22 protein-coding genes are annotated in these 21,473 nt (G+C 50.9%); 3 read left to right on the top strand and 19 right to left on the bottom strand.

From position 1 onward, the window contains the following. Positions 1 to 99: 99 nt before the first annotated feature. Together M2298_RS22305 and M2298_RS22300 are read right to left on the bottom strand one after the other, a co-directional pair. On the bottom strand, positions 100 to 2,664 hold the full coding sequence (locus M2298_RS22305) for a winged helix-turn-helix domain-containing protein (RefSeq protein ID WP_274874431.1): 2,565 nt from the start codon (positions 2,662 to 2,664) through the stop codon (positions 100 to 102). 196 nt (positions 2,665 to 2,860) lie between these two features. Continuing rightward, positions 2,861 to 3,040 (bottom strand): hypothetical protein, encoded by a 180-nt coding sequence (locus M2298_RS22300; protein WP_122963716.1) that lies wholly within the window; start codon positions 3,038 to 3,040, stop codon positions 2,861 to 2,863. Between the two features lie 327 nt (positions 3,041 to 3,367). Between M2298_RS22300 and M2298_RS22295 the strand changes: the two genes are divergently transcribed. Beyond that, the gene (locus M2298_RS22295) at positions 3,368 to 3,943 is read left to right on the top strand and encodes an RDD family protein (RefSeq protein WP_173599411.1); all 576 of its coding nucleotides are present in this window, start codon (positions 3,368 to 3,370) and stop codon (positions 3,941 to 3,943) included. Between the two features lie 303 nt (positions 3,944 to 4,246). On the opposite strand, the gene M2298_RS22290 is transcribed toward M2298_RS22295, so the two are convergent. The 5 genes from M2298_RS22290 to M2298_RS22270 form a co-directional block, all read right to left on the bottom strand. Continuing rightward, positions 4,247 to 4,537: a hypothetical protein gene (locus M2298_RS22290; protein ID WP_280649109.1), complete on the bottom strand. Its 291-nt coding sequence runs from the start codon at positions 4,535 to 4,537 to the stop codon at positions 4,247 to 4,249. A 68-nt stretch (positions 4,538 to 4,605) separates the two neighbouring features. Continuing rightward, positions 4,606 to 5,439, bottom strand: a complete 834-nt coding sequence (locus M2298_RS22285; protein WP_122963714.1) for an alpha/beta fold hydrolase — start codon at positions 5,437 to 5,439, stop codon at positions 4,606 to 4,608. An 88-nt stretch (positions 5,440 to 5,527) separates the two neighbouring features. Next, positions 5,528 to 6,259 (bottom strand): ABC transporter permease, encoded by a 732-nt coding sequence (locus M2298_RS22280; protein ID WP_280649108.1) that lies wholly within the window; start codon positions 6,257 to 6,259, stop codon positions 5,528 to 5,530. A gap of 11 nt (positions 6,260 to 6,270) precedes the next feature. Further along, positions 6,271 to 7,029 carry an ABC transporter permease gene (locus M2298_RS22275; RefSeq protein WP_280649107.1) on the bottom strand — a complete coding sequence of 253 codons (759 nt, stop codon included), beginning with the start codon at positions 7,027 to 7,029 and terminating at the stop codon, positions 6,271 to 6,273. After that, positions 7,026 to 7,937, bottom strand: coding sequence for an ABC transporter ATP-binding protein (locus M2298_RS22270; RefSeq protein ID WP_173599413.1), 912 nt, complete (start codon positions 7,935 to 7,937; stop codon positions 7,026 to 7,028). The genes M2298_RS22275 and M2298_RS22270 overlap by 4 nt, the downstream gene beginning before the upstream one ends. Positions 7,938 to 8,090: 153 nt before the next feature. Between M2298_RS22270 and M2298_RS22265 the strand changes: the two genes are divergently transcribed. Continuing rightward, a complete protein-coding gene (locus tag M2298_RS22265) occupies positions 8,091 to 8,801 on the top strand; it encodes a response regulator transcription factor (RefSeq protein ID WP_173597690.1) in 711 nt (236 codons plus the stop codon). A 2-nt stretch (positions 8,802 to 8,803) separates the two neighbouring features. Further along, on the top strand, positions 8,804 to 10,207 hold the full coding sequence (locus M2298_RS22260) for a sensor histidine kinase (RefSeq protein WP_280649106.1): 1,404 nt from the start codon (positions 8,804 to 8,806) through the stop codon (positions 10,205 to 10,207). Positions 10,208 to 10,386: 179 nt separating this feature from the next. Here M2298_RS22260 and M2298_RS22255 read toward each other — a convergent pair whose 3' ends face one another. The 12 genes from M2298_RS22255 to M2298_RS22200 all read right to left on the bottom strand — a co-directional run bounded on the left by M2298_RS22255 (position 10,387) and on the right by M2298_RS22200 (position 21,458). Further along, positions 10,387 to 10,980: a YdeI/OmpD-associated family protein gene (locus M2298_RS22255; protein ID WP_122963708.1), complete on the bottom strand. Its 594-nt coding sequence runs from the start codon at positions 10,978 to 10,980 to the stop codon at positions 10,387 to 10,389. Positions 10,981 to 11,268: 288 nt separating this feature from the next. Beyond that, positions 11,269 to 11,688, bottom strand: a complete 420-nt coding sequence (locus M2298_RS22250) for an SRPBCC family protein (protein WP_122963707.1) — start codon at positions 11,686 to 11,688, stop codon at positions 11,269 to 11,271. Then, a complete protein-coding gene (locus M2298_RS22245; protein ID WP_173597692.1) occupies positions 11,685 to 12,032 on the bottom strand; it encodes an ArsR/SmtB family transcription factor in 348 nt (115 codons plus the stop codon). The genes M2298_RS22250 and M2298_RS22245 overlap by 4 nt, the downstream gene beginning before the upstream one ends. A gap of 414 nt (positions 12,033 to 12,446) precedes the next feature. Continuing rightward, positions 12,447 to 12,599 (bottom strand): hypothetical protein, encoded by a 153-nt coding sequence (locus M2298_RS28205; RefSeq protein WP_338076110.1) that lies wholly within the window; start codon positions 12,597 to 12,599, stop codon positions 12,447 to 12,449. Between the two features lie 1,379 nt (positions 12,600 to 13,978). Next, on the bottom strand, positions 13,979 to 14,533 hold the full coding sequence (locus M2298_RS22235) for a response regulator (protein WP_173599418.1): 555 nt from the start codon (positions 14,531 to 14,533) through the stop codon (positions 13,979 to 13,981). A 68-nt stretch (positions 14,534 to 14,601) separates the two neighbouring features. Next, positions 14,602 to 14,982 carry a hypothetical protein gene (locus tag M2298_RS22230; RefSeq protein ID WP_173599419.1) on the bottom strand — a complete coding sequence of 127 codons (381 nt, stop codon included), beginning with the start codon at positions 14,980 to 14,982 and terminating at the stop codon, positions 14,602 to 14,604. Positions 14,983 to 14,989: 7 nt separating this feature from the next. Beyond that, entirely contained in the window at positions 14,990 to 15,220 is a 231-nt protein-coding gene (locus tag M2298_RS22225) for a bacterial transcriptional activator domain-containing protein (RefSeq protein ID WP_173597695.1), read from the bottom strand. Positions 15,221 to 15,423: 203 nt separating this feature from the next. Beyond that, positions 15,424 to 16,197 carry a HipA family kinase gene (locus M2298_RS22220; protein ID WP_122963701.1) on the bottom strand — a complete coding sequence of 258 codons (774 nt, stop codon included), beginning with the start codon at positions 16,195 to 16,197 and terminating at the stop codon, positions 15,424 to 15,426. Positions 16,198 to 16,385: 188 nt separating this feature from the next. Next, on the bottom strand, positions 16,386 to 16,859 hold the full coding sequence (locus M2298_RS22215; protein WP_122963700.1) for an ASCH domain-containing protein: 474 nt from the start codon (positions 16,857 to 16,859) through the stop codon (positions 16,386 to 16,388). A 459-nt stretch (positions 16,860 to 17,318) separates the two neighbouring features. Then, positions 17,319 to 17,654: a cupin domain-containing protein gene (locus M2298_RS22210; RefSeq protein WP_122963699.1), complete on the bottom strand. Its 336-nt coding sequence runs from the start codon at positions 17,652 to 17,654 to the stop codon at positions 17,319 to 17,321. After that, positions 17,642 to 19,411: a hydantoinase B/oxoprolinase family protein gene (locus tag M2298_RS22205; protein WP_122963698.1), complete on the bottom strand. Its 1,770-nt coding sequence runs from the start codon at positions 19,409 to 19,411 to the stop codon at positions 17,642 to 17,644. The genes M2298_RS22210 and M2298_RS22205 overlap by 13 nt, the downstream gene beginning before the upstream one ends. Positions 19,412 to 19,415: 4 nt before the next feature. Next, a complete protein-coding gene (locus M2298_RS22200) occupies positions 19,416 to 21,458 on the bottom strand; it encodes a hydantoinase/oxoprolinase family protein (protein WP_280649105.1) in 2,043 nt (680 codons plus the stop codon). Positions 21,459 to 21,473 lie beyond the last annotated feature (15 nt).

The raw sequence follows: 21,473 nt of genomic DNA, 5'->3' as shown, positions 1-21,473 counted from the left end.
ACATGGCTCTATGCCCATGAAAAAAAGCCCCCTGCACGTACAGGCGACTTCTTCGTTCTCTGGCATGTATATCATCGGGCGAACCTTTTGCTGCCCCGGTTACAGCTCGCTCTCTCGCAGCTTGACCACAGCCTGTGTGCGATTGCGAACTTGCAGCTTGGCGTAAATCTGGTGAACGTACACCTTGACTGTCCCGATCGTCAGGTGCAGCCTGCCCGCAATCTCAGCGTTGGACAACCCTTCTCCGATCAGAGACAGCACTTCTGCCTCCCGCTCGGTCAATTTGTCCAGTTCAGGTGACACGCGAATTTGAATGTCCAGCGCCGGAAACTCTTTTTCCATCGTCTTGAGCAGACTTGCCATATAGTCAAGTTCTTGCCTGGAGCACGCCTTGCTTTTGTAGAGGGCATACAGCATTTTAGCGACCTCTGGCCCCTCGTCCAAAAAGATGCGCACGTAGCCTTCCGGTGCCGCCAACATCACCGCTGTGCGAATACATTCGGCTGCCTCGTGATGCCGCTTTTGGCTGTGATAAGCTTGGCTGAGCAAAATCAGCGTCTCGATCCGGCTCCCCAGCCGATCCTTCACCTCTGTCTCATGCTTTAGCCGGGTCAGCAGCTCACACGCTTCATTTTCCCTTTTGGCAGACAAGTACACACGAGCCAAAGTCAACCGTTCAAACTCGTGCCGGGAATGAATCAAGTCTTTGCTCATTTTTTCAAATTGGCTCGCCCATTGCTCTGCTTCTTCCCGCTGATTTTCGTCCAGCAACAGCCGCACACGAAACGCGTCCAGGAAAGCAATCCAATGAGGCGGGGCTTTTCGCTGGCGACACAGCTCCGCTATTTCCGCAAGCGGCAGCCACATCTCCGCCCCTCGCTTCTCCGCCTTTCGCCAACGGGTCAAAACCAGATAAGCCGGGACCAGTACGCCAAAATTCATCGTATTGCTTCCCAACTGCAATGCTCTTTGCACAAAGTACGTCAATTGCTCGAACTCGTTTTTCTCATAATACAGCTCTGCCATTACAATCGAGCCGTATGCGAGAATCCCCAGGCCGCTGTGCTTCCAAATCGTTCTGATGGCAGGGTAAAACTCGCTTACCTTGGACAAATAGCCGCTTAACGCCACGCGACTGCGAAGCACAAAAGCCTCGTCTCCATTCAGCTCAATCCCGACGATAAAATAGCGGCTGAATTTTGGCTTCATTTTGACCGATTCTTCCAAGTACGAAAGGGAGAGGGCAATATTGCGCAGGATCAACTGCACGTATCCGCGAAGCACCCAGATTTCTACCCGACATTCCTCAAGCCCCTCATTTTTGCCGTGCAGACCATCCTCAGCGAGATGCAACAACGCTTCTGCCTGCTCAAGCTCGTCCGATAATGCGTGCATCCAGGCAAAAGCAATGCACAGCTCGGGATGACTCTTGAGCCACACTGTATCAAAACGCCTCATCCAGCGGCGCAATGTCACATTTTCGTGCTGCTTCAACATCCAGGGAGCGTGCTCGACGATCAGCCTGGTTGCACGCGACCAATCACTGCCCTTGAGCGCGTGGTCGATTGCTTCTGTCATCCATCCGTGGCCCTCAAACCATCGACTGGCAGCCACATGAAGCGTTGGCAGCTGTTCACTGTATGTTTTACGCAAATGCGTGTGCAAAAGATCCGCAAATAAATGATGGTAGCGGTACCACTCGTTGACTCCATCCAGCGGTACGACAAAAGAGTTCGTACGTGCAAGCATCTCCAAAATGGCGTGGGCATCCGGCTCACTCGCTACGGCTGCGCACAGTTCCCCGGACAGGCGCGGCAATATGGAAGTTTTCAGCAAAAATTGCTGTACCGATTCCGGCAATCGCTTCAATACTTCTTCGGTCAAGTAGTCTTCCACGTATTTGTCATTGCCGGAAAAGCTGTGCATGGTAACCGTGGAGCCACCCTTCCCCTGCATGGACAAAGCAGCCAACTGCAACCCGGCAATCCAGCCCTCTGTCCGTTTGCTGAGTACGTGAATGTCCTCGTATGACAAATCTAGCCCGAGCAGTTCGTTAAAAAGCTGACGACATTCCTCTTCATTGAACCGGAGATGCTCCGCGCCCAATTGTCCCAGCTGTTTGCGTACGCGCAAGCGATGGAGAGACAGCGGCGGCTCCTCACGGCTGATGAGAATGACGTGTAAAAAAGGCGAGGCGTGCTGGAGCAATGTTTGCAAACCTTCGTGAATCGAGCGCTCCTTGATCAGATGATAGTCATCCAGCACCAAATAATAGTCGGTAGGCATTGCAGCGATTTCTTCAAGCAGCATGGAGAGCAGATTGTCTGCTGACGCCGCATAGGTCAAATCGAGCATCGCAGAAGCTTCACGACCAGCTTCCCGTTGTGCCATGCTCAATGCTTTTGCGAAGTAGCGCCAAAAACGGGCCGGATCGTTATCCGCCTCATCCAGCGACAGCCATCCCGCCGGCTTGCCGATACTCGTAATCCACTGACTAACGGCTGTTGTTTTCCCGAACCCGGCCGGAGCGCAAATAAGGATCACTCTGGCTGTCCTGACTTCATCAATTTCTTCCACCAATTGATGCCGATGCAACAGGTCCGAACCATATGTAGGAACATGTAATTTCGTTGCGATAAGTGAACTGTACTTTCCTTGATCCATGTGCATCTCCCTGCCTAAAAAGAAAATGACCCCACAAAAGAGCAGCCTTTTTGTCTCGATCCAATATGTGCACAAAGTTATTATGTGGAATCCTTCCGAACAATGCAAGTAAACTGCCTTATAAGAAAAGAACGTTATGTGGACGCAAAAAAGCCCTCCAGCTAGAGGGCCCGTGGACGGCTTGCTTTTTACTTGATTAAATCGTATCTCCCGTAAACCAAAAATACCCTCCGGTCGCGATCGCCAAGACTACTATGATAGCGAAATACCATTTCGTGAATCGAAGGTTTACCCAGGTGCCTTCCCACCACATCGTGAGGTAGGCGACAACCCCCAGCACTAAAACAGCGACAAAAGCAGTCATAGGCGTACTCATCATAATCACCCTGTATATGGTTTTTCTTACATCAGCTCGCTTCCTAATATAATCGTCGCAACTATCGTGTGTCACCTATCTTTAGGTAGGTTTCTTGCAGAAAAGCAAAATTTGACAGAGTGAATTTTGAAGTGTTTAAATGTTATATGTTTACATTTTTGTTGGAGGTGCACAAGTTTGGAGAATCATTCATTGCCGCAAGCAGATTCATCGGTGGCTCCCCCAATTCCACCACCAGACAGACCGATTCTGGAAGGACCGCAATTAATGGGGTCCATTACGCAGACTTACGGAGCGTCGATTTTTTTCCTGCGTTGGGGAGCACATGTGATAGATTACATTTTGCTCATTTTTTTCGTCTTAGGGGTGGTCGCGCTGGCTGGGCGTTCGTCTGACGATCCGGCCATTATCGGGTTGCTTGTTTTCGTACTCGGAATTTTATCTTACTACGTTCTTCTGGAAGGTTTTACTGGCTATACCATCGGGAAATTCGCCCTGCGAATCAAAGTGGTGAATCAGGAAGGTCAACCGCCAGGGCTGTGGAAATCGGTCATTCGTTCCTTGATCCGCATCGTCGAAACCAACCCGATGCTCATCGGCGGATTGCCTGCCGGGATCAGCGTACTGGTGTCGAAAAAGAAGCAACGGTTCGGCGATATGGCAGCGAACACTTTTGTCGTGAAAGTAAAAGATTTGAAAAACGAGAGCAAGCAGCTGACCACCAGCTTTGCCATCGGCTTCTCCTTGTTGGCCCTCGTTATCATTGCTTGCGGTATTTATGGCGTTTCCTTTTATGCCAAGCAAGACTCGTTAACGGGTTCATTTGAGAACAAAGCTTTTTTTAACAAGGCTCTTTTCGCAAATTTTGTTGCTATTGCTGTTGTGGAAACGTGTGTTCTATAATGAAAATCAGGAAGTCTATAGGATTTCCATTTACCGTGAATGCACGCTTCGCTTGGTACTATAAATATCAAGCAACTCACGGCTTTTCTAAAAGCAACAATTTCTTAGAAAAGAGCGTTTAACAAGGACAAAACCATGCAAATCATTGCTCCGACTTCCTGGAGCGAGAATGCTAGTCTTCACCCAGACGCATCCCTTGCCCTTTCCAACAACTTCGCGGACAAGCATCTGCTTATTCTCGCGGACTCTAAAGAAGAATTGAACGGTTCATTTGATTATCCCCAATACGTCGATTTCGTGGAATCAAACTTGTTCAGTGAATTGACAGATGCAAGCGTGAGCAAGCATGTTCAGCTCACGATTGACGGACGTCTTTCCACTCAATTCACGATGCATGGGAAAGTCAATGGTCAAAGTATCTCCTATCTTGTAACCGTCACAGAGTCTCCGACGCACTTTTATCAGATTATGTGCCTGACGCAAACGAGAAAATTTGACAGACTGCATGGCGAGTTCAAGCAAATAACCGCCAGCTTTCACGAAATGCCAGAATCGCCGGAAAAAAGTGCTCGGCTTCGCCAGGCGTGCCTGCAAAGTCGCGCCTCCTTTTTCCATGCCAAAGCTCATAAAAAGTGGCTGCCCACAAGGACAGCCACTTTCTTTTATCTTGCTGTTTTTTCTGCATGGAGAAATTGTGTGAGCAGCTCATTAAACCGTTCGGCATGCTCCCAAAACATCATGTGCCCGCCCAATACTTCCACTGCGGACTCGGGGGCATGCTTTTCCATGAACCGTTTTGCAGTCTCGGCCCAATGCTCAGCCACAATCGTCAGCGTCGGCACCGACTCGCTCGCAACCTTTGCCTCTACCCGGTAGTCAGAGAACATCCCGGACGCGAACAAGTTCGCCGCGATATAAGGAGGCGTTTTGAGCGATTGCTCGATGATCCAGGAAAGCTCATTTTCCGCAAGCTCTCTTTGCACCATGACCCCTGTCGCGTAGCCCGAGATAAACTCCCGCTGCTTCTCGGCATCCCGCGTGTAGTAGTTGTAGGCGGCGGCGATTTCATCGAGCGGCCCTTCCACCCAATCTTGCTCGTGATTGGTGGAGAGCGGCTTCGGCGACAAGTCGACGAACACAAAAGATTTCACGTTTCGCGTGCCGTGCTGCCGAACGTATTCCCACATCGTCAAGCAGCCAAATGACCAGCCGACCAGCGTCACATCCACAAGCCCCAGCGCCTCGATGACTTTTGCCAAGTCAGTACCGTGCGTGGCATAGTCGTTGCCGTGCATCGTCACGGACGATCTGCCATGGCTTCTCGGATCAATCGCGATCACCCTGTTAGTCTTTTGAAAATGCTCGATCTGCTTGTGAAACACTTCGGTTGTAAACGTCCAGCCCGGGATCAGGACGATCGGATCACCTTGTCCCACGTCCTGCACAAAAATCTCGACCCCTGGCTCCACCTTCACGTATTTTCCACCTTGCAACATGGTCGCAGCCGCCTCCCATCGTGAGTGAATACTCAGACTTTTTATCCGTTATTCTCTTCACTTACGGAAAAACCCTTCTTTTCAAAGATCAGGCGAGCACATCCGACTTGCGTAATCGCCGGAAGACAACTGTACTGATTCCCACTCCGAACAATGCATTCATCAGCAGAAAAACCACGTTGCTGCCAAAATCAAGTCCCTCCTGGCTCAATACCCCCATCCCCACTGTTAACAGCGAATGCGGGAAAAACAATCCGAGCTTCAGCACATACATTCCCAGCCCGAAAAAAACGGCACACAGACCGATGCCGACTGGCGTTGCAAAGCTTTTGATCCGCATCGAGAGCGCCAATTGAAAAACCGCGATCGTCATCGCCGCGATCCATCCGCGCAACAACCAGCCGGGCAATTCTGCGGGAAGCGACGCCGGAAGCCCTGCCAAAAGCCCGCCGCATACATACAGCAAGCAAAAGAACGCTTGGACTAGCAACAGAAGAGTTGCCACGACTCCCAGTTTGGCTGCAAACAGGGCCGCAAGCGATACAGGTGCGGTCAACACCAGATGCCAGTTTTTGTTTTGATGCTCCAGCCGGCATTGATACGAGCAGCCGATCGCAATGAGGATAGGAAAGAAAAACTCCCCGTAGAACAAGCCAACCTGCGACCACAAGCTGTACCATTCCTTTTGCAGCGTCCCTTGGTTCATGACGTAATTGGCCCAGCCGATGATGACGCTGACCAAAGGCAGGAGCATGAACACCACCCAAATATGGGAGCGGCGCATTTTCAACCACTCCGCCTGAAAGCATTGCTTGATCATCACTTCTCCCCCTACCCTTCCAGTCTGGATGCATGGCGTCTTCCCATGAGAAAAAGCAGCGCGGCAACCGCCAGCAAAACAGCCGCGGCAGACGAGATCGGGCCTGCCTCCCGGACGACGAATTGCATCTTTTCGCTCGCATACTGCTGCGTAACGGGACTAAGCCCCGTATAGTACGCCCAGACGAATACGCGTCTTGCCGCTTCCGGAAACAAATCGCCTACCATTCCGAGAAAACCGCCGAGCATCCCCAGGCAAAGCGCAAACGCCTGATTTTTCACCACCGTAGAAATCCACTGCTGCAAAGCAAGGACGACCAGCGTCGTGACCAGCGTGCCGAAGAGAAACCGTGCCAACAGCACAAGCGGAACAGACGTCAAGTACCCGGATTGGACGCCAAACACCGCAATCGCCAGCACCTGACACAGGCAAACGCCCAGCATGATCAATCCGGCGCAAGCGTACTTCGCCGCATACAGCTTCCCTGGCTGCACGGCCATAGAGCGAAGCAGCCTCCACGTATTCCCTTTATGCTCCATGTCGCAAATCCGGGAAACGACAATAGCCGAAAGCAATGGCAAAAACAGTCCGTTCATCGTGGACAGCATGGCGACGATCACTTCCCAGCCCGCGCTGTCACGATTGCGCTCAAAAGACATGCTGACGGCGATCAACGCCCAGACAAGCTCCACCGTCAGGAACAAAAGCGCCATCGGCAGCACGTATTTGCGACGCAGCTTGTAAAACTCAAGCGACAGCGCCTTCCTCACAGACTCTCGCCTCCCCCTGTAAGCTTCAGGAACATGTCTTCCAGGCTTCTTTTCTGTTCCTCGATGCGAAGCACATCAATATGTTCAGCCAGCAGAATCCTGTTTGCCTGCGCTACCTGTCCATCGGCAAGCTTTTCAAAAACAAGCGCGCCCTCCTCCACGCCGGGGAAAAAGCCTGCCCGCATCAACACGTCCCTCGCCGCCCTGTTATCTGTCGTTTTGATGATAATGCGCGGCTGGTTTTTTTGGTGCAGCTCGCTCAGCTTGCCCTGGAACAGCATGTGACCATGATTGATAATGCCCACGGAAGTCGCGATCTGGTCAATTTCGGATAAAAGGTGGCTGGAAAGCAAAATCGTCATTCCATATTGTTGCGGAAGCGCTTTGATCAGCTCCCGGATTTCTCCGATTCCCGCAGGGTCCAAACCATTCGTTGGCTCATCCAAAATCAACAGCTTGGGAAACGACAGCAATGCCATCGCAATTCCTAGCCGCTGTTTCATCCCCAGTGAATACTTTTCAACCTGCTTCTCCTTCTGTTTTTCCAGACGCACGATTTTCAGCGCTTCCTCGATGTTTTTCGCCGGAACATCGCGCAGCTTCTGCACGACACGCATGTTTTCCAGCCCGGTCAAGTGCCCGTAGTACGAGGGCGATTCAATCAGTGAACCGATTTGACTGAGAACGAAGCGGCGGTTTGCCTGAAGCTCCTTCCCGAACACCTGCACCTGGCCGCTCGTCGGTCGTACCAGCCCCAACAACATCTTTAATGTAGTCGATTTCCCTGCTCCGTTCGGTCCAAGAAATCCGTAAATCTCCCCTTCGCGAACGGACAAGTTCACTTCCTTCACGCGCAAGGCATCACCGTATCGCTTCGATAGTTTGGTAGTAGATAGGATCGTCTCCATCTGTCCCTCCTGCAATGGCTTTATTTGGCATATATGCAGTATGACAGGAGATTCTTTCAGCAATCTGACGTTCACCTTACACTAGCCTTAAATTTGCTGCAAAAGCCGATTATCCCGCGCCAAAGCCGCTATAGTAGAGAGAGGTGATGACAGATGGACGAACTGAAACAGAAAAAGCTGCTTATCGTCGATGATGAGCCTGAAATTCGAAAAATGATCGAGCATTTTTTGCGCAAGGAAGGATTCATGCGCATTTACCAGGCGGGCGATTGCAGAGAAGCGCTGGAGCTTTGTCGTTCCATCCAGCCTGACCTCGCCATTCTTGATGTCATGCTGCCTGATGGCGACGGCTTTTCCTTGCTGCAAGCGATCCGGCATATTTCGAACTTGCCCGTGCTGTTTTTGTCTGCCAAAGGACAGGATGAAGACCGAATCCTCGGCCTCGGACTGGGCGCGGATGATTACATCGTGAAGCCGTTTTTGCCACGGGAGCTTGTCTTGCGGCTGACGGCTATTTTGCGCAGAGTGTACATTCCCCACACGCCGGAAAAACGCCCTGTTTTTCAACTGGACGACCGTCTCATTGACTTGGAGGCTGGCACCATTCGCCATGGCGGAACAAATATCCCGCTGACCGCAAAAGAAATCGCTCTGCTCGGCAAGTTTTATGAGAACCACAATCGCATCGTCACGAGCGACGCGCTCTGTCAGGCCGCATGGGGCGACGACTATTACGGCTATGAAAATACGCTGATGGTGCACATTCGGCGCATTCGGGAAAAAATCGAAACGAATCCTTCCCAGCCCGCTCATTTGCTGACCGTGCGCGGACTCGGCTACAAGCTGATCGTAAAGGAGGAGTAACGATGGAAGGCACGTCGCGCATTATCAAGCGTTTTGTTCACGCCACCATCCTGATTTCGCTGCTGCTCCTGGCTCTCAATGCTGTCGTGCTCTTGATCTGGATCGGCAGCGGGATCAGCGATGGCGCCTCTCCTTCCGCTGTTGTGCATTTCGTCAGCGACGACTTGCATGGCAATCGAGACGCCTATGCCATCGCTCCCCGCTCGCAACAACTGTTGGAGCAAAACAGGGCGTGGGCCATGCTGCTCAACTCCAAAGGCTACGTGGCATGGAAGTTCCAGCTCCCTGCCGAACTGGAACGGCCGTACTCTCTCGCAGATGTAGCCAAGTTTTCACGCAGCTTCCTGGGCGATTATCCGGTCTTCACCTGGGAACATCCAGCTGGCCTTGTCGTCGTCGGTTACCCGAAAGGCTCCTACGCCAAATACCAGCATATTCTTCCGGTTGGCTGGGTGGAGAATTTGCCCGGGAAGGCGTTCTTTTTGTTGGCAGGCAACATCGTGCTGGCTCTGTTGCTCTCGCTGTTCATCGGTTCCAGACTCATCGCTTCCATCCGCCCGCTGACAAGCGGCATTCAAGCGCTGGGAGCAGACAAGCCTGTCCAGATTGAGCCAAAAGGCGTGCTGGCGAATCTGGCGGTAAGCATCAATCATGTGTCCGCCCTGCTGCAACAAAAAAACGCCGCTCTGAAAGCAAGAGACGCGGCCCGCTCCAACTGGATTTCCGGCGTTTCCCACGACATTCGCACGCCGCTCTCCATGCTCCTCGGCTACGCGAGCGACATCGCTGACAGCCCGGAGCTGCAGGCAGAACAGAGGCGCTTGGCCGCGATCATGCGCCAACAAGCCGAGCGCATCCGTTCTTTGGTGAGTGATTTGAACCTCGTCTCCATGCTCGAATACGAGATGCAGCCGCTGGGCAAAAAACCGCTGCGGTTGTCGGCAGTCGCCAGACAAGCAGCCTCGGAGCTGTTGAACAACGGACTGGATGAGCGATATCAGCTGGAAGTAGAGCTTGGAGATGAATCCCCGCAAATCGATGGGGATGAGCGCCTTTTGTTGCGTGCCCTTGCCAATCTTTTGCAAAACACCATCGACCATAATCCGGCGGGGTGCCAGCTGCGCATCCAAACCTTTTTTGATCCCGGCAACCAAGCTTGTCACGTAGTCGTCTCAGACAACGGAAGCGGAATTTCCCCAGACGAACTGCCCGACTTGCTGGAACTGCCTTACGCAAGCAAACGCAAACGCCCGCGCCAGAACGGACACGGCTTCGGCCTTCCCATGGCCGAGCGAATTGCCAAGGCTCACGGAGGAAAGCTGTCGTTATCGAGCGAGGTCGGCAAAGGCTTCTGCGCGAGTCTGGAGCTACCTGCCCTCTCGCAAAAAGAAAAGAGCAAGCTGTAATGGCCTGCTCTTTCTCCGATTAGATTTCTTACTATTGCGAATAAAAGGCTCGTGACTGCGGTGCAAAAAACAACTGTACGTCACAGCACGGCGTCCCATTTTTTCACTAATTTTTTGCATTCACCGGATTTCAGTTGGTTCGCTCCGTTTGACGCTTATCGCTGAATAGCTGCGCTAGGCTAATCATTCAATCCTTTTCCGTTTAGAATTTGCTCCATGTATTTTTCCACTCTCGCCACTCGCGTCTTGGATTGTTTCGGTTCAGAAAAATAATAAAGGTATGCTCTCTGCCGTCCCGGTGTCAACGCTTCGAAGGCAGCTTTCAGGTCAGGATTTTCAGCCAATTTCGTTTGAAATTCTTCAGGAGCGGTATATTCTTCTGTCTTCTTGAAATCCACTTCCAAACCGGCTTTTTCCACTTCAATAGCCTGATGAATGTAGGCTTTCAAGACGTCTTCCATCTCCACGATTTCTTGCACGTTGGTAAAGCGAATTTGTCGCGCCGCCTGTACATTTTCCGTCTGCTGGATGAGGATTCCGTGCGGATCTTGCAACAACGCACCTTTGTGGAACAGGAGCGCACAGTATTCTTTGAAACCATGGATTAATACGACGTTCTTTTTCTCAAGCGTGTAACAAGGATGCATCCATTTAAAATCTTCGGTCAGCCCACAGTCGAGAACGATTCTGCGCAACTGCACAAATTCTTCCTGCCACTTTTTCGCTTTGCTTAAAAATTCGTCGACCTTCGGATGCGCACTACTATTTGTCATCAAAGAGCACTCCTCTTCCATCTTTTGATCAACTGACAGTGAAAAGAATGTTCATTCAGTCGTAATAACCTCTTGCTCTTAATTTTGCCCATTCTATCATAATTAAGACTGTGACTATGCGAACAACCGCGACAATTCACTTGCACGCAATTGAAAAACCTCCCATTCGAGCACTCTATCCCGTTTGCTGCAACTGGAAGGCTTTTCATTTGTGTGTATGGAAATGATCATCCATTCATCTAGCGTTGCGGACGGAGGTAATCAGCGGTACATCCGGCTATCCGGTTATTATGCCAACGCCTTTTCCAGCTCGCTGCACCACTTGCTCCAGCCGTACTTCGCTCCACCCAGTGCCTGCTCATTGGAGATTCCGGATTGTTCGAGATGCAGGTTAACTTTTCCGTCTCCTAAATCCTGTAGCGTCCAGACAACTGTGTGCTTCTCTCCCCCGCTGCCCCAAGTGTAGGACAAGCGGTTTGGTTCGTCTACGATAAGCACTTCGCCCTCAACGACTCCATCCCAATATTCGGTCGGCTGAGTGCGAAACTGAAAACGATGTCCCACCACAGGTTTAAAATCATTTTCCATCGGCTCGCCAGTCTGGATGTTGCACACCCATTTGGCCAACTTGCTAGAATCAGTCAAAGCGGACCACAGCTTCTCAAGCGTTGTCTTGTACTGAAAATCCAAAGATAACGTCAAACTCATTCTGCTTCCTCCTCTAATAGTTGGTTCAAGCGCAACAAATTCGCACTCCAAAACTTGCTGTAGAAAGCCACCCAATCTTGAATTTCCCTCAGTGGAGCCGCGTTGAGCCTAAAGCGCGTTTCCCTGCCGACTTTGCGGTCGAGCACCAGTCCGGCCTCTTTCAGAATTGTCAAATGCTTGGATACCGCCGTCCGGCCCATTTGAAACTGTGCCGTTAGTTCATGAAGCGGCAGCTCCTCTGCTCCGGCCAATAACTCAATCAGCCGTCGCCTGGTTGGGTCCGCAACAGCATCAAACACATCCCGAGACTGGTTGTTTTTGTTTTCGTTTTCATTCTCGTTCACAACACTCCCTCCAAAATATTAATTTCTGTAGGACATAGGTATTGGTGGCGCGAAAGGACGAATGTTAATTTTGAGCACCTCCCTAAAGTTTGCACCCTGTGAATGCAGCGCCCATGCGGCGAGATTTAGCGCGGAATAAAAGAGCGGGAGGATAGCAGAAAACTCGCAATCACCGTAAGCGTTGGCAAACACATGAGAGAAAGCTGCACCAGTCATTCAAAAGTAGATACCAGCGTGAACCATTCTTTCAGCCGAGGCAAACCTGGCACGGCAAAAGCGATGGCTCCGGGCACTTTTCAAATCCCGGGAATGGTTAAGAGGGTTAAGATAGTCAAAGCCTATAGCGGGCAACCAAACTTCGCCACCAGTTCGACGCTTCTCCCGCTTGCATCAGTTGACCGATGCCACTTACCATCACCGTTGCTGCGAGTAAGAATGTTGCTGACCGATGCCACTTACCATCAATGTTGCTACGAGTAAGAATGTTGCTGACCAATAAGCAGTTATTTTTCCCCAGGGCTGAATTTCTACACTCGCGATTGTTCTGGCACTGATCAGCTTGCTCATTCGTCTCCCCTCTCATCCCTGTTTCAAATGAGGCTTATTCAGGTTGTGAGCTTTGCAAATGGTTTTTTCTTATTGGACACCTTTTAGTGTCTGTTTCGATAATAAGACACCATTTAGTGTCCTGTCAACAGGAGCTTTTTTTCTGCATAGGTCTGAAAGTCAGTGCGTGGGGAGAATTTGTCCCCTGAACACATGCTAAAAAGCCTCGGCGCGTTAATGCCGAAGCTATCTATGTCCGCTAGCTCAAATCCTCTGGAAAATTGTATACTTGCTACCCAATCTATATACTTGAACGGATGTTAGGATGCTGACAAGGAGATAGGTGCATCTTGCGGGATTGTGGGTCTCCCCAACATAGGGAAATCGACAAATACACGCTCTCCCTTCGGCTGTGACTTATGACTCGCTATACGTTTGCTCTTTCGTCATTTGCTTCCCATATAGCAAATGCGCCATAACCTAAAAACTCGCGCACCTCAAGAAGTTAGCGCCTGTAACGCTCAGATCACTCATGAAAATCGCTCCTGTTCGTCTTTGTGTAAACTTCAGCCATTGGCAAACGCCAACTCAACACAGCTTCGGCAAACGCAAAACATCTGAGAAGATGAACAAGCCAACTGAGCCATCCCCGAAAATGAATATCGCGTCTTAGCGCACGCGGCAATGCCCCCTTTATTTTTCCTTAGTGTGCGCATCTTCATGCAATGCTGTTCCCTCCCTCGTTAACAAATTGTCTGGTTTGTCGAACATAAACAATGTAAATTCAGACATATGAGTTGTACGATAATATTGCCTGTTGTTCATTTTCTTTCTGATCCGTTGAATTCCAATCCTCTCCCAAATTATGCGTTTGTGATCGATATTCATGTGTTACGCAATAACTCGGCTACGCCTGAAAGCTATGCCATTGCCGGAGTGATCCGGACGTCTACTCAATCAAACGTTCCTCTTCCTCCAACAAATGCTAACGGAATAACTACATTTGACATTATTTTCATGTCCCAAATAGATAGTGGAGACGGAGTGAGCGTTCAGGTCAAGTCCGCTTTTAACCATAGATTCCTGCGGGCTGCCCTTGTTAACACGAGATGAGCTGCATGATTATTCCAAGCACAAATCCGAGTTTCTGTTTTCTGATGCAAAACAACTGACAGGCAGACTTTTATGCAGCGCCCCTGAACTGAACTTGCCATCAATCGCAAGAAAGAGAGTGCTTTTTAAGTGATTTCCTTACCTCGGAACGGAAATCCATTCGATGAAACCACATGTTATCGCTCGTATGAAAGACAGTGCAAAAAAAGTGGATAATCCGCATTCACTGTTGAATCGGATTATCCACCAATTGCTCCCCAAGCTTGGGTCTATTTTTCTATCTTAATCTACCTGTCCGCGATCGCCTCCACGCCATCCGCCTGCTTCATCGCTGTATGCGGCAGAACATCCGTATAACTCAGCGCAACAATACTATTCAAGACGTTGTACAAAAAATGCGGCTTGATTTGCGATTGCAAAAACGCAACCTCCAGATCGACCGCCTTGGCGAGCGACTCCTTCATCGCCAGCACGCAGCCGATTCTTGCCTTCAGCTCCGCCAGTTCGAATGGCTTCGGCAGGAAGTCGTTCGCCCCCGCCTCGAACGCCGCTACCTTGTCTTGAGGTTGAATCGCAGCCGTCACCATCAGCACGGGAAGCTCCAGCAGCGTGTACGTTTTGCGAATCTCCTGGCACACTTCGTACCCCGACATGCCCGGCATCATCAGGTCGAGAATGACAAGATCTATCTTATGCCGCTGGCTGATTTGTTCCAGCGCCTCATAACCGTTTTTGACGGCAATGACATTATAGCCAAAAGGCTCCAGCGGCGCATCGAACAGATAGGGAATGTTTTGCGCTTCGATTCCTGTGCCTGTGTCCTGAACCGAAATTTCAATCATGCCGTCCGTCTGTCGCCGCTGCCGTTACGGCAATACTGCCGCCCTCGTATGCTTGACCGCGTTGTCGATCAGATTGCCGATGTTTTCAAACCGTAAACCGCTGCCGTATCGCCGACTTTGATCCGCAGACGGTATGTTGCCATGCCCAAAGTATTCATCTGATCCGACCACGAGCCCGGCACTTCGATCCGCCCCGGCAAACGATTGTTTTCATTCGCGGGGGAGGATGTGAAATCTTCATGGAAGAGGAGCTTGTCCGGGTAAAACTCCCATTCTCCGTCCAACGGAACGATGCCTTTGTCTGCAAACCGCCATGCGGTCAAATCCAGCAGCCCGTTCTCCACCCTTGGCGTCTGCTTCCCGTCCGGCGAGAACCAAACGAGAAACATGCCGTATGTTGCGGCCAATATGACCAGCGTGACCAGCGCCGCTGCAATCGTTTTTCTCATCGTCCGCTCATCCCTGGTGTCTCATTTGTTGATACAATCTTACCGTCTCCTCTTCCATCGCGACCCCCAGCTCATCGCGAATGACCCGCTCCAACTGCCAATAAACGCGCAGCGCCTCATTGCGGTTGCCCGCTTCCAGATGCAATTTGATGAGCTCGCGGCCATCCGTCTCCGACTCCGGTGCAATCGCCAAAATGCGCTGCAAGCTGCCCGCCGCGAGTACCGCATTGCCGCCCATTCAAAAGAGCCTGTACATGCGGCGAAGTGCACGGATGTATTGGCTACATTTCTGATTTCCTCGACACAAATGGTCCTACTCCTTGCTTTCGTCGGTTTCGCCTTCGTTCCCTGCAAATCGTTTCCGTCCCAACAATAGCGGTAAAATGGGGCACGTCTCCTGCTTGGTAACACCCTCGCGTCACCCCATTCTTGCCGAGTTGCTTACTCCGCAATCGCTTTCTTATGCCGCATGCACCAAGCCACGACCATCTCGCGTAATTTTTTTTGACGGTAGAGCAGCATTTCTACTACCATTTCTTTTTCGAGTTTTGGCAATACGTTTTCCGGTACTGTCTCCACAATGTCTCGTATCATGTGTTCAGGAATTTTCTCGATTTTATCCACATGCGGCAAAAGCTGGCGAAAGGTGCGGATATAGGCGCGCAAGCCTCTTGGATAGTGGAAATTGTATTTGCTTACATTCAGCCAGTAATCCGCGCTCCAATGGATTTTTCTCCACGTAACTCCCCCTAAAACCGCGCTGCCGTGGTCGATCAAATAAAAATCATAGTGCTTCCCTTTGGGGAAAACAATCAGATTTCCCCCGTGCCGATCAATGTTACAAATCCATATATCAAAAACAAATGTAAGTAACAGTTGTTCGGGATTGTGCAAATGTTTAACGGGCGAACCGCCTGTTTTTTTGGTTAGCTGGAACCAGTTGAAATGGGCGGCCATCGGCTTAGCAATGGAGACGATCCCTTGCTTTCCCTCAACAACCGTTAGTTCTACAGTCGCTACGTTTAGCTCCAGGAGCTTGGCTAGATGATAAGCAATCAGCTCGTTTGCAATCACATTGCCCCACTTCGCGTTTTTCTTGCAAGGAAATTTGAAGTATCCTCGTTGAATTTTGCCGTTCACAGATCGCCAGACGGACCAGACTGTGCCGAATCTGCGCGAAAATCTGCGGTGAGTCCTCCACTTGTTTGTGCTCATCCCTCCACCCCCTTGTACAATTTATGTAGGACAGGCAAGGCGAGGAACGGCATATATAATGACTGGCCGAACTCATTTATTTGTCAGTTTCTCGGTGTTTCGGATGAACTCTCATTTGTCGAGGAAGTCACGCTCCTGCTGCCTGTGCGCTAGTCTCCCCATCTGCTTCGCTCGTCATTTTAGGACAATCATTCATTATCCGTTTTCTCGTTATGGTATTTGTCACAATCCCAATTCCACAATCCTTGCCGTCCGTTCACCGGCACCGGAGCGATCGGCTTTACGTCAACCATCTGCCAGGCAAACCTCCCTCGTTCAAACCAACCGAAGCTGAGTTCATTGCCTTTTATCGGTATCGCCGCATCATCTGCGTCACGCCAGGCGGCAACTTCGCCTGTTCCGGGGGCGATACTGATTTGCAGGCAATCTTCAAGCTTTGCGGTCGCAACCACCGCGCCTGTCGGCAAATTATCTGCCGAGTAGCCATGTTTGGAAAGGACCGACCATATTGGCTCTCTGTAGCACGCCTCCTTGTCCACCTTTTTGGCCGCGTGAATCGCGAGAGGGCCGCGGTATTTCGTGGCCCACCCCCGGGTTTCAAAGCGTTTCTCGCCAAGAGCGATCAATGTTGCCCAAGGCTGGTGGATCGTGATTGTCTTCATGCCGTTTCCTCCTGTGAAATCCTCGAATCTTTCTACCGAAGTCCCTTCTTAATGTAAGGACAATTTGTCGCGACATTAAGGAGGAGATTATTCATGCTGAAAAAGGGTTATTGTTGCGTTCCATTCAAATTTATTTATCAGTATAAAACAAACAAACCGCCCTGTGGACGGTCTACATTATATGGCACTTTAGCAAATTGAAATTGGATAAATCGACTCACGAAGGATAACAGATCGCTCCAAAGATCGGAATCGAAAATGTGTTTACGCAGCAACGTAGTCTCGTTGAAGGTAAGGTGAATGGCTGTATCAACATACTAGCGATCTAGACTTGTTCGAATGAGATAAGATTAGCCCCCTTTTATGAAAAGAGGGCACTCATCCAGTCACACAAACCTATGCTCCATTCACTGCGACATTGAGATAACCAAGTCTAGCATCCTCTCCGTATCCATGCCGCTATCGTTTTACAAGCACCCAGACGATTTCGCAATCTTCGCTCCCGTCGTTGTATGCCCAGTGGGCCTCGCCAGCAGGAATAAGAGACGCATCATTTGCTGACATCCGATATTCACCTTCTTCCGTACCGGCAAGAATCGTTCCTTTTACGACGATTGAATACTCGTCCTGCGCATGACTCCCCGAACCGCTTAAAGGAATACGCGCACCAGGCGGAACGACGACGACACCGAAAGTAGCTTTTCCGCTCTCTACCTGGTCTTCGGTAAACAATATTTTCAGGGTTACACCTGGGCGATCTTCCGGCTGAATCGCATTGGCATTTACAATGAGCATTGCTGTTCCCCCTGTTCAAAAGACTGACGCAGCGGTGTCACCCCTTCTACACGATACGTTGCCTTGTCCAGCTCTACTCCGTACAAGTCTCTTGCTTGTTCTACGGAAATATAGCCATTTTTGGCATCCAGGACGACCTTCTCTACCGGACGTTCCAGCGGATTGCCGTATCCTCCGCCTGTTGCGGTAACAAGGCGCACGACATCTCCTTTATTAAGCGGAAAGCGTGCATATTTGCCAAATGGACCAACCACTTCGCCATTGGCTTTGACGATCTCAAATTCATTGCGGGAGCCGTCATGCCCCCCGTTAAAGCCCCATGGCAAATATTTGTGACGGCCAAAGGTTGCCGTGATCGTCTGACCATCAGACATCGCGCGGTACGAGCGGATAGCTCCTGAACCGCCGCGATATTTACCGGCACCAGCCCCATCCGTACGCAGGCTGTACTCCTCAACCATGATGCCATAACGTGTCTCGGCTACTTCGACCGGCACGTTGTACGTTTCCCCATCGCCGATGCAAAACTGTCCGGCCATCCCGTCCAGTCCGTCTCCTGCGCCCCATCCTCCGACTGAAGGCTCAACCACAAGGAACGGTTCGTTCGTATCCGGATGGATGCCGGATAGCACCACCCCGCACACCGAAAGCAGATGCCCCGCATTCAACCGATGGGGAACGACCGGTGCCAGTGCCTTCCAGACGAGATCCGCTCCATACATCATGGTTTCCCAGTAGGTTGATACGGCTGCCGGGCGTTCCGCTGAGAAAATGGAACGGTCATCGATAAGAATGTGGAGCGGGCGGAAAACGCCATCGTTTACATCCTGAGACGGGTTGGTCACCGCAAGAAAAATGACGCGAACGGCGGAAACCAAGGCGGTATAGGAGCAATTGACTGGACCCAGCACTTGCGGATGACTACCGCGGAAATCGCAAATAAACTCGTCATCGGTAATCGTGACCTTCACCTGTACCTTGAATGGACCGTTTCCAACTCCGTCATCATCAATAAAATCTACGGCTTCATACGTGCCCTTAGGCAGCTTGGCAATTTCTTTTACCGCCAACTGTTCGCCATGTCTTAACAAATGGTCAATGGCATCCTTCACTACCGCTTTTCCATGCTTATCGCACAATTCGCGAAAGCGCTTCTCCCCTGTTCGCAATGCTGCTACCTGCGCCCACATATCACCAAGCGAGAGATCGGGAAAGCGGACATTTGCTGCAATGATATCAACCAACGGCTGATTCAGCTTGCCTGCTTCAAATAGTTTGACGCAAGGAAATTGCAAACCTTCCTGAAAAATCTCCGTGGAGTCGGTCGTCCAGGAACCCGGGTCTTTTCCGCCTACTTCGGTCCAGTGGGCTTTGTTGGCCGAAAAGGCAATCAGCTCGCCCTCGTAAAAGATTGGCAGCACAAGACCTACATCAGACAAGTGGGAACCTCCTCCACCGTAAGGATCATTTATGATGATGATATCCCCCGGCTTTAGCTCCCCATGCTCGGAAAACTTTTTCAAAGTTTCCTTCACCATAAAGGTCAGCATCCCGATAAATCCGGTCACACCGTTGCCTTGCGTCAGAAGTTGACCTTTTGCATCTGTCAAGCCGCTGGCGAAGTCGAGCACCTCGTAAATAATCGGACTCATCGACGTGCGCGCCAATGTATGAAACATTTCTTCCCCAATGGCGATCAGGGAATCTTTCACAATCTCAAGCGTAAACTGGTCATGTTTCAACGTTGTCTCACTCATCTGACTACACCCCCGTAGTAATGATTAGATTGCCATATTCATCAACAATGAGATGCTGTCCAGGATAAATGACCGTTGAAGAAGAAGGTTCCTCGACAATTGCCGGACCCTTCACCGCGCTTCCGGCATTCAGCAGCTCGCGGTCGTAGACTGTCGTGTCAATCCATCCATACTCTTCGAACAGAACCGGACGCACTTCTTTGCGCGCTTCCTCGCTATTGTCCCCTTGTCTTCCCAGACTGGCTATCCGTGGTTTTTGCACCGTGCCGAACGCCGTTAGATGGAGGTTTACAATCTCCGTCGGTGCATGCTCCAGTTTGAACGTGTAATGCTGCTCGTGCAGGTCATGGAAGCGATAAATCACTTCCTCAATCGCTTTTGCATCCATCAGTCCATTTGGCACGGGAACCTTGACAGCATGCTCCTGTCCGACGTAACGGATGTCCGCATAGCGTACGAACAGTACTTGATCCGCTGCAATTCCTTCGCGCTCGTATTGGTCGGTCGCTTCTTTTTCCAGTTGGCTCCATTCGCGATTCAGTTCTTCCTGATTCAGTCCGTTCATTCGGCGAATATACGTCTGGATGTAGTCGTGCCGCAAGTCAGTCATCAGCATGCCCCATGCGGAGAAGACCGAAGCCGCAATCGGGATGATGACTTTTTTCACACCCAATTCCTTGGCCAATGCCAGCGCATGCATCGGTCCTCCCCCTCCGAATGCAACCAGGGAAAACTCCCGCGGGTCGTAACCCTTGCGAATGGAAATGAGCTTCAGCGCATTCAGCATGTTGGAGTTGGCAATGCGGATAATTCCCAGTGCCGCCTCTTCCACGGAGATGCCGAAGTGCTTTGCGATCTTTTCGTCGATCGCTTGCTTGACCGCTTCCATATTTACCTCGTTTTGAAAATTGGCAGGCGATAACCGCCCTGTAACCAAATTGGCATCGGTTGTAGTCGGACTTTCACCGCCACGCCCATAGGCGACCGGCCCTGGCAACGCCCCGGCCGACTGTGGCCCCACCTTTAATGAGCCGGCACCGTCGATCCAGGCAATAGAACCTCCGCCATTCCCGATCTCCACGATATCAACCACTGGTACTTTAATCGGATATCCGGCATTTCGTTCATCTTTCTCAATCCGGTATTCGGTCGTAACCTTTACTTCCCCTTTGTCAATCAGGGAACATTTGGCCGTCGTCCCTCCGATATCAAAAGCAATGATGTTTTCTTCCCCAAGAATTTGCCCTAAGATGGCTGAGCCAAAAATCCCGGCTACTGGCCCCGACTCGACCATGTTGATCGGCGTTTCTTTTGACTGCTCAAAAGTAGTCGTGCCAGAGTTGGACTGCATGATATATTTGTTGCCGTCAAGCCCGATGTCGTGAAGATGGTTACTCAACTTGTCGATGTAGGACTTGGCAATCGGCTTGACATAAGAGTTCAGCACTGCCGTACTGGTCCGCTCGTACTCGCGCCATTCCTTGGTCACCTCATGCGAAGCCGTCACGGCTACCTCCGGCCAAATTTCCCTGATCGCTTCCACCGCCAGCTTTTCATGAATGGGGTTGGCGTAGGCATGCAGGAATGAGACCGCAATAGCCTCGACTCCCTCCGCTCGCAGTTGCTCGACAGTGGCCTTCACCTCTTCCACTGCCAATTCGGCCATGACTTCCCCCTTATAGTTGATCCGCTCGCTGACCTCCTTCCTCAGAAAGCGCGCAACAAACGGAGTCGGCTTCTGATAACGAACATTGAACAAATCGGGACGGTTGCCTCGGGCGATTTCCAGCACATCGCGGAACCCTTTTGTCGTGATTAACCCGGTCTTTACTCCCTTGCGCTCCGTCAATGCGTTGATAATTACCGTCGTTCCGTGGATAAAGGTCGCGATTTCCAAAGGATCAATCCCAGCCTTTTGAATCACTTGGATAACCCCTTGCTCAAAATGGGGCGGTGTTGTATCGCTTTTAGCGGTACCGATTTTACCGTGCTCATCTAGGTACACCAGGTCAGTAAACGTTCCTCCAATATCTGTAGCTACACGCATAGGAACCACCCTTCT

The organism is Brevibacillus sp. 1238 (assembly GCF_029892995.1).
GTDB classification, from domain to species: domain Bacteria; phylum Bacillota; class Bacilli; order Brevibacillales; family Brevibacillaceae; genus Brevibacillus; species Brevibacillus parabrevis.
This window is presented reverse-complemented; position numbering and strand designations above follow the sequence as displayed.

What these genes read in the sequence shown, in the direction of transcription:
- M2298_RS22265 (WP_173597690.1), top strand. Translation starts at nt 8,091, where the DNA reads ATGGACGAACTGAAACAGAAAAAGCTGCTTATCGTCGATGATGAGCCT.
- M2298_RS22270 (WP_173599413.1), bottom strand. Translation starts at nt 7,937, where the DNA reads ATGGAGACGATCCTATCTACTACCAAACTATCGAAGCGATACGGTGAT.
- M2298_RS22205 (WP_122963698.1), bottom strand. Translation starts at nt 19,411, where the DNA reads ATGAGTGAGACAACGTTGAAACATGACCAGTTTACGCTTGAGATTGTG.
- M2298_RS22200 (WP_280649105.1), bottom strand. Translation starts at nt 21,458, where the DNA reads ATGCGTGTAGCTACAGATATTGGAGGAACGTTTACTGACCTGGTGTAC.
- M2298_RS22280 (WP_280649108.1), bottom strand. Translation starts at nt 6,259, where the DNA reads ATGATCAAGCAATGCTTTCAGGCGGAGTGGTTGAAAATGCGCCGCTCC.
- M2298_RS22210 (WP_122963699.1), bottom strand. Translation starts at nt 17,654, where the DNA reads ATGCTCATTGTAAATGCCAATGCGATTCAGCCGGAAGATCGCCCAGGT.
- M2298_RS22250 (WP_122963707.1), bottom strand. Translation starts at nt 11,688, where the DNA reads ATGAGTTTGACGTTATCTTTGGATTTTCAGTACAAGACAACGCTTGAG.
- M2298_RS22255 (WP_122963708.1), bottom strand. Translation starts at nt 10,980, where the DNA reads ATGACAAATAGTAGTGCGCATCCGAAGGTCGACGAATTTTTAAGCAAA.
- M2298_RS22230 (WP_173599419.1), bottom strand. Translation starts at nt 14,982, where the DNA reads ATGAGAAAAACGATTGCAGCGGCGCTGGTCACGCTGGTCATATTGGCC.
- M2298_RS22285 (WP_122963714.1), bottom strand. Translation starts at nt 5,439, where the DNA reads ATGTTGCAAGGTGGAAAATACGTGAAGGTGGAGCCAGGGGTCGAGATT.
- M2298_RS22260 (WP_280649106.1), top strand. Translation starts at nt 8,804, where the DNA reads ATGGAAGGCACGTCGCGCATTATCAAGCGTTTTGTTCACGCCACCATC.
- M2298_RS22235 (WP_173599418.1), bottom strand. Translation starts at nt 14,533, where the DNA reads ATGATTGAAATTTCGGTTCAGGACACAGGCACAGGAATCGAAGCGCAA.
- M2298_RS22215 (WP_122963700.1), bottom strand. Translation starts at nt 16,859, where the DNA reads ATGAAGACAATCACGATCCACCAGCCTTGGGCAACATTGATCGCTCTT.
- M2298_RS22300 (WP_122963716.1), bottom strand. Translation starts at nt 3,040, where the DNA reads ATGAGTACGCCTATGACTGCTTTTGTCGCTGTTTTAGTGCTGGGGGTT.
- M2298_RS22305 (WP_274874431.1), bottom strand. Translation starts at nt 2,664, where the DNA reads ATGGATCAAGGAAAGTACAGTTCACTTATCGCAACGAAATTACATGTT.
- M2298_RS22225 (WP_173597695.1), bottom strand. Translation starts at nt 15,220, where the DNA reads ATGGGCGGCAATGCGGTACTCGCGGCGGGCAGCTTGCAGCGCATTTTG.
- M2298_RS22220 (WP_122963701.1), bottom strand. Translation starts at nt 16,197, where the DNA reads ATGAGCACAAACAAGTGGAGGACTCACCGCAGATTTTCGCGCAGATTC.
- M2298_RS28205 (WP_338076110.1), bottom strand. Translation starts at nt 12,599, where the DNA reads ATGAGCAAGCTGATCAGTGCCAGAACAATCGCGAGTGTAGAAATTCAG.